At 64.2% G+C, this 6,751-nt stretch carries 6 protein-coding genes; all 6 read right to left on the reverse strand.

Translation table 11 applies throughout. The features are described 5' to 3' along the window. The coding region (locus tag RJQ01_RS12705) for a hypothetical protein (RefSeq protein WP_350477094.1) at positions 1 to 261 on the reverse strand (261 nt) is incomplete at its 3' end. 231 nt (positions 262 to 492) lie between these two features. Next, on the reverse strand, positions 493 to 2,268 hold the full coding sequence (locus RJQ01_RS12710) for a thiamine pyrophosphate-binding protein (RefSeq protein WP_350477095.1): 1,776 nt from the start codon (positions 2,266 to 2,268) through the stop codon (positions 493 to 495). An 80-nt stretch (positions 2,269 to 2,348) separates the two neighbouring features. Further along, positions 2,349 to 3,386 carry a tripartite tricarboxylate transporter substrate-binding protein gene (locus RJQ01_RS12715; protein WP_350477096.1) on the reverse strand — a complete coding sequence of 346 codons (1,038 nt, stop codon included), beginning with the start codon at positions 3,384 to 3,386 and terminating at the stop codon, positions 2,349 to 2,351. Between the two features lie 285 nt (positions 3,387 to 3,671). Continuing rightward, positions 3,672 to 4,142: a peroxiredoxin gene (locus RJQ01_RS12720; RefSeq protein ID WP_350477097.1), complete on the reverse strand. Its 471-nt coding sequence runs from the start codon at positions 4,140 to 4,142 to the stop codon at positions 3,672 to 3,674. A 44-nt stretch (positions 4,143 to 4,186) separates the two neighbouring features. After that, complete coding sequence (locus tag RJQ01_RS12725) at positions 4,187 to 4,747, reverse strand: hypothetical protein (RefSeq protein WP_350477098.1); 561 nt, start codon at positions 4,745 to 4,747, stop codon at positions 4,187 to 4,189. Continuing rightward, positions 4,744 to 6,408 (reverse strand): tripartite tricarboxylate transporter permease, encoded by a 1,665-nt coding sequence (locus RJQ01_RS12730; protein WP_350477099.1) that lies wholly within the window; start codon positions 6,406 to 6,408, stop codon positions 4,744 to 4,746. The genes RJQ01_RS12725 and RJQ01_RS12730 overlap by 4 nt, the downstream gene beginning before the upstream one ends. Between the last annotated feature and the right edge of the window lie 343 nt (positions 6,409 to 6,751).

Consider the following 6,751-nt stretch of genomic DNA (forward strand, 5'->3'; position numbering starts at 1 on the left):
GTTCACCGACGCACCCAGCGGCGGAAGCTCACTCAGGTGCGGCTGCAGGCGGATGTCGTGCCCCAGACGGTAGAACCGCGCACGCGTGTTGCGATACTCGCGCGGGGTCAGGTCCGTCGTCTTGAGGTCCTTGATGATGACCGCCTCAGTCGGAGGGTGCTTCTTGTTCCACTGCTCCCGCTGCCCCATCTCGCTGTTGTGCGCATCGCTCAACGGCTGCTTGCGGTGCTCGATCTTGTTGATGTCGGGAAGCTCTGACATACGACTCTCTCCTCCTGCTACGAAGCCTGACGGTGGCGGATCGCTCCTCGCCCGTTGTCCGCAGTGATCACCGGGCAGGCGGTGTCCTCGTGAAAACTATCAGCTTTTGGATAAAAGATCTATAAACCGCTCGTCGTCGCCCTACGCGCGGTCGCCCGTCGAGATTCCGCCGTCGATAGCGCTCATCAAGGCGCATTGTGGCCTCGCCGTGCGCGGCTGCGGGGTGCGTTCCTAGTCGTCCGCGGAACAGACGATGTCGACGAGCGCCGGCATCCCTGTTCGCTGGATGTGATCGATGGCCTCGGCAACGGCGGCCCCGATCGCGTCCGGTTCCGTGATCGGCCCCGCCGCATGCCAGCCGAACGATCGAGCGAGCGTGGCGAAGTCCGGCTCGGGATCCTCGATCGTGATACCGATCCAGGTGCGCTCGCGCGGCGTGTCACGCTCGTCGGCCATGGCCTTCTGGTGCACCCAGTCATTGTTGTACGCACGATTGTTGACCATGATCACGAGCATGGGAATGCGATGGTGGCTGGCGACCCAGAGTGCGCTGGCGTCGAACATGAGATCACCGTCGGGCTGCAGGTCGACGACCAATCGACCGGTGCCGCGGTAGGCGAGAGCCACACCGAGGGAGATGCCGATCTGAGTAGAGGTGCCGAGGCTCCTCCCAACATGGCGGTCGTGCCGATCGAAGTCCCACAGTCTCGGGGCCCACCCATTGCCCGTACCCGCCGTCAGGATCCAGTCGTGGGGCGCGATCGCCTGCCCGACCTCGTGCACGAGCCGCGCAGTCGACATCGCCTCGCCCAGGTGCGGCGCCTGCGCGACATCGCTCCATCGCGAGCGGAGGTCGTCATGAATCCTGCCGAACTCAGCTCGTCTCCGATGGCGAGCTTGCGCGTGCCCCGCCTCCTCCTGCGACACGCGCCCGCGTGTGGCGTCCAGCAGCAGGGGAAGCGCCGCCGTGGTATCCGCCGTCACCCGCAGATCGGCCTCGTAGAAGCCTCCGTAGTCCACCGACCACGACGAGATGCCGATATCCCCGAACCCGATGTCGACGATCTTCGCCCCGGCAGGACTCCTCAATCGTCCGCCGCGGTCGGCCTTGGTCAGAAGGCCCGTGTGCTGACCCACATCCTTGACGTCAAGTAGAACCACGAGGTCGGCCTCGGACACGACATCGGATCCGGTGAGGTTGAGGGGGTGACGGTTCGGGAAATTGTGGCGGATGTTGGTGTCCACCACGGCCGCCCCGACGAGCTCCGCGAGCTCGACGAGCACCGTCCACATTGCCGGGTCACGACCGACCGCACCGGCGATGAGGACGGGCCGCGCCGCGGCGCACAGCATGTCGGCGAGCGACTCGAGTGCGTGCGGGTCGGGCGACAACTGCGTCGGCACGGAGTCGTGGTCGCGCAACCGCGGGCGGTCCCCGGTGACCTCCTCCTCCTGAAGATCGGCGTCCAAGGCGATGTACACCGGCCCTTGAGGATGAGCGCCGGCAATACGCCAGCCGCGCTCAAGTGATTCGGGGATCGCCGCTACGGAGAAAGGGTGGTCATCCCACTTGGTGTATTCGCGCACAGCGGCGTTCTGAACGTTCGCGGTGTGGATCCAGTCGATCCAGGGGCGACGACGGGCCGCATCCATGGGCCCAGCGCCGCCGAGTATGACCATCGGCGCGCGGTCGACGTAGGCGTAGTAGACACCCATCGTCCCGTGGAGGAGCCCGACCAAGTCGTGCAGGGCCACACCCATCATGCGCCCCGTCGCCTTGGCGAACCCGTGCGCGATTCCCACGGCCACCTTCTCGTGCGGCACGAGGATGATCTCCGGCGAGTTGGCGCCGTGGTTGACGATCGAGTCGTGCAGGCCCCGAAAGGACGCTCCGGGGTTGAGCGCGATGTACTCGATGTTCTTCGACTGCAAGAAATCGACCACCACATCGGAGCCGAAGTACCGAGCTTCCTTTGCGGCGTGGGTGCCACCCAACTCATCCATCATGGAATGTTCCTCCTGCCACTCGTATCACGAGAAGGCCGGCCCGCGCACGTCAGCGCGGACCGGCCCATTCTCTAGGGGTTCTACTCGGCAGGAGCGATCAGCGGCGCAAGATCGTCGATGGACGCGCTCACCGCCGTAGCGCGCTCCAGGACACCCGCTCGATCCAAAGCGCTGACGGTGATACCCGCCTCCTCCATGTCAGCCAAGTAGCCGTCGCTCGTCGCGGCCCGGAAGATCGCGTCGGCCAGGAAAGCTGCGCGCTCCTCGTCGATGCCATTCGGTCCGACCATGATCCGCTCGAGGTCGTAGATCGACGCGAGGCTCGTGAGCAGACGCTGCTGGTCTGCGTCACCGAATCCGGTGATCGTGGGAACATCAGGAATCTTCGGGTTGGCTTCAGTTCCGATCAACACGTTGATGTTCGTTCCCGTGCCCTCGATCCGGCTGAGCGCAGCGTCAACGGAGTTCACACCCGCGTTCACCTCGCCCACGAGAAGGGCCGCGTCTGCCTCGGCGCCGCCCGGGTACCCGGCGATGATCTCCGCGGGGAACCCGAGGACCTCTGACACGATGACAGTGGCGTAGTAGGCGTCGGAACCGACTCCACCGATACCGAAGGTGATCGGCTCCGTCGCGTTGACCATGCTCTCGAAGTCTGAGAGCCCGGATTGCTCACTCGTGTACATGATGGGGTTAATGGCGCCTAGTCGTGCCAGGTAGGTCCAGTCGGCGTTCGAGAAGTTAAGCCCGTCAGCCTCGGTCGCCTCCGCGAATACGGAACCCGGGTAGTTGATCAGGCCGACTGTGAGGCCGTCGGGCGCGGCTTGCGAGATGACGTTGGCCCCGATGAGCCCACCAGCCCCCGGCAGGTTGGTCACCTGGACCGTCAGACCCTCGACCTCTGCCTCCAAGTGCGGAGCAAGAAGCCGCACGAAAGTGTCGAAACCTCCGCCCGGGTTATAGGGAACGATGAGCTCGAGCGTATTGCCGTCATAGAAGGCCGCCGGGTCGCTCTCGTCCACCGGGGCCGTGCTCGGCGCACTGCAGGCCGCGAGCAGTACGGCGCTGGCGGCGGCAATGCCGCCGGCGACCATTCTCTTTGCAAATCGATTTCGCATCGCTGCTTCCTCTTCTCTTCACATACCACTGATGGTCAACGGCTCCGGGGTGGAGTCGACTCTGCCCCTTCTCAAGTCCGATGGGGTATTGCCGTAGACACTAGGGGGATTATGGATACAACATCTAGTACGTTAACGAAGTTGTTACATTCGTGGATACTCGCGCTCGAGCTTCGCGTAGCTCGAGCGCGCCAGGGCGCGGCAACGACGCTGACGAGAACGCACATCGTGCACATCGCAACGCCGATGACGGCGGGTGGCGCGCCCGTGGGCATCGAGCCCGCCTTACCCTGTGATGGCCAGGTCGCGCTTGAGGTCAGCGACGTGTCCGTCCGCGCTCACGCCGCGGTAAATGCGTTCGAACCGGCCATCGGGACCGATGACGAAAGTCGAACGCACGACAGACGTGACGGCCACGCCGTCCTTCACCTTCTCGGCGAGCGCCCCCCATGCGCCGATAGTCCGCCGCTCCGGGTCGGAGGCGAGCGGGAACGTGAGCGACTCCTTCTCCGCGAATTCCGCGAGCCTGTCCACCGAGTCCGGCGAGACTCCGAGGACTTCGGTACGCGCCGCCACGAGACTCTGCAGCGAGTCTCGGAAGTCACACGCTTCGGTGGTGCATCCGGCCGTCATGGCCGCCGGGTAGAAGTACACGACCACCCTCGAACCACGGTAGTCCGCTAGCGAGACCGTGCCGCCGTCCGCTGTCGGCAGCGTGAAATCAGGAGCCGAGTCTCCGGCCTCGAGAGGTTGCACGTGGTGTTCCTTTCGTCAATCGATCGATCCCGGTGACATCGATGTCAGCCGAACAAGACGCCGTCGAGCAGAGGCAGGCCAAGGAGCTGGACCACGAGAAGATAGGATCCTACGGCCGCGACAACAGCTGAGATGACCGCCACCCTCACCTTCTCCCCTGCGAGCAGGAGGATGACCGGCAACAAGACCGTCGTGGTCACGACGAAGCCGACCAAGAGTGACCCGATGTAGAAGACCAGGATGTAGCCAGCCATGATGAGGAATCGGCGTCTGCGCGCGCCGCGGAGTGCGATGAGTGTGTCGTAGGAGTCCTGCTCCAGCACCGGCGCTGGACGTGACGCACCCTGGGCGTCAGCGTCATCGACGCGTGAGGGAGACCGCCCCTGTTCCTCAACGGGACGGTCGTCCTGATCGCTCGGGGTAGACCGACTTCTAGTTCGGAGGCTCAGGAGAAGCTGAACCAACAGGGTCACGCTCGCGACGATCGCGACGATTCCGGGGATCCTTCCAGCGTTGGACGGGTAGGAGAACATGACGATTGCGTACCAGACGCTTCCGACGAGCAATAGCGCCGTCAGAATCCGCTCGAACCTCAACTCGCTCATCGCTGGTTGTCCCGCCCCTGGTCGTCCGTCGTCTCAGTGGGCGACGGCGCTTCGTCCTCATCGCTCTCTGCCGGGTATTGCGTGCCCTTCTGATCGGCACCTCGTGACGACCGCTGGCGTCGCGAGACCGGAATCGCGCCGGTGCGCATGCTGGGGTTGCGCGCTGCACGACGTACCCTCAACCGAAGCACAGACGACTTGAGCGGGGCCCAGGCAACGACCAGCAGTGTCAGGACGATGATCGCGGCGGTCAGTGGACGGAACACGAACTCCGGCCCGTAGATCTGAAGAGAGAGCCCCAGATTCTGATCGATGAGCGGGCCGAGGAGGAAGCCAAGGATGAAGCCCGCGCTCGAGTACCCAGTCGCCCGGAACACGTAGCCGACGACGCCGAACACCATCGCGATCACGACACTCGAGAATAGCCGTGTGTCGATGAAGCTCCCGATCATCGCGATGGCCACGAGAGCGGGAGCCAGAATTGTCGGCCGCACGAACGCGAGCTTGGCGAGACCCGGTGCCATGGCGAGCCCCAGCACGCTGGAGAGGATGTTGCTCACGGCCATGATCCACGCGATGAGGAAGACGATCTCAAGGTCGTTCTCGATCATGCCCGGCCCGGGGTTGAACCCGAGGATCAGCAGGATCCCGATGATGAGCGCCATACCAGAGGTGCCGGGGATACCGAAGGCGAGAGTCGGCACGAACGAGCCGCCTTCCTTCGCATTGTTCGCGGACTCGGCGGCGAGTACTCCCTGAGGATTGCCTTTCCCGAAGGATTCGGGATCCTTGGAGGCGGTCCGAGCGGCGCCGTACGCCCCGAACATCGCGATGCTGCCACCCAGGCCAGGGATCGTTCCCGCGATGGCTCCGATTCCTCCGCCGCGGAGCACTCCCTTCCAGTTGCGGACTACATCGGCCAGGCCGTCGATGACGCGCGCGCCCTTCTGCTTGCTGCGCTGAGGCGGCAGATTGCCTGCGATCGTCGTCCCGCGTGTAAACAGCACCATCATTTCCGAGATGGCGAACAGCCCCATCGTGATCGCGGCAATGCCGAGTCCGCTGCTGAGCTCGAGGCTTCCGAAAGTCAAGCGATTCACGCCGGTTACCGGGTCCACTCCGACGAAGGAGAGCATGAGGCCCAGCGCTCCGGACACGATCCCTTTCGTGCGCGTGCGCGCGTTCGAGACGCCCATGATCATCACGCCGATGATGCCCAGGGCGAAGATCTCCGGCGGCCGGATGAGGGCAAGCAGCTGGAAGGCCACGGGTATGGCGAGGAAGAGGATGATGACGCCGAATACTCCGCCGAATGCACTCGCCCCCGCAGACACCCCGAGAGCTCGTCCTGCCTGGCCATTCCGGGCCATCGGGTAGCCGTCGAACGTCGTTACCACCTGTTCACCGGTGCCCGGCGTGTTGAACAGGATCGCAGTGATGGAGCCTCCGAAGGACACGGCGCCGTACGCACCGAGGATGAACGCCAGCCCAGGGGCAGGATCCATGCCAAGGATGACGGGCGTCAGCAGCGCAAGGGTTGCGAGGCCGCCCAAACCGGGCAAGAACCCGATCACCAAGCCGATCGCCATTCCGATGGTGAGGTAGAGCAGGTTTTCCAGCTGAAACAGAAGGAATAGTCCTTCAACTAGCGCCTCTCCCACGTGTCCCGCTCCTCGCTATCCGGCGACCTCAACAACTGAGGCCGCGGTTCATCGAATTCCTGCGTAGTTGGATCAGGGTGAGCCGGGTCGGCCCAGTCATGCACGTCGCTGTGCAACGGAGCGGTCATGACGAGTCGGGATCATCCACTTCGGCGCCTGTGGCTACTGAAGCAAGAGCGTCCCGGCCCACCGCCTTCGTCGCCCGCTATGCCTTCTTGGTGTCGCTTTCGGGGAATCGTTCGATCGCGTGCAGGCCCAGAGCCTTGATCGCGAACGTGTCCTGCACCGCGAGGTAGCGGCAACTCTCGGTCTCGCTCGAGTTGAAGTGCTGGTGCCACATCCA

It is taken from the genome of Microcella sp. (assembly GCF_040286215.1).
GTDB lineage: Bacteria > Actinomycetota > Actinomycetes > Actinomycetales > Microbacteriaceae > Microcella.

Bases quoted from the DNA above. Each gene is read 5' to 3' on its own strand.
- RJQ01_RS12710 (WP_350477095.1), bottom strand. From the start codon at position 2,268: ATGATGGATGAGTTGGGTGGCACCCACGCCGCAAAGGAAGCTCGGTAC.
- RJQ01_RS12715 (WP_350477096.1), bottom strand. From the start codon at position 3,386: ATGCGAAATCGATTTGCAAAGAGAATGGTCGCCGGCGGCATTGCCGCC.
- RJQ01_RS12725 (WP_350477098.1), bottom strand. From the start codon at position 4,747: ATGAGCGAGTTGAGGTTCGAGCGGATTCTGACGGCGCTATTGCTCGTC.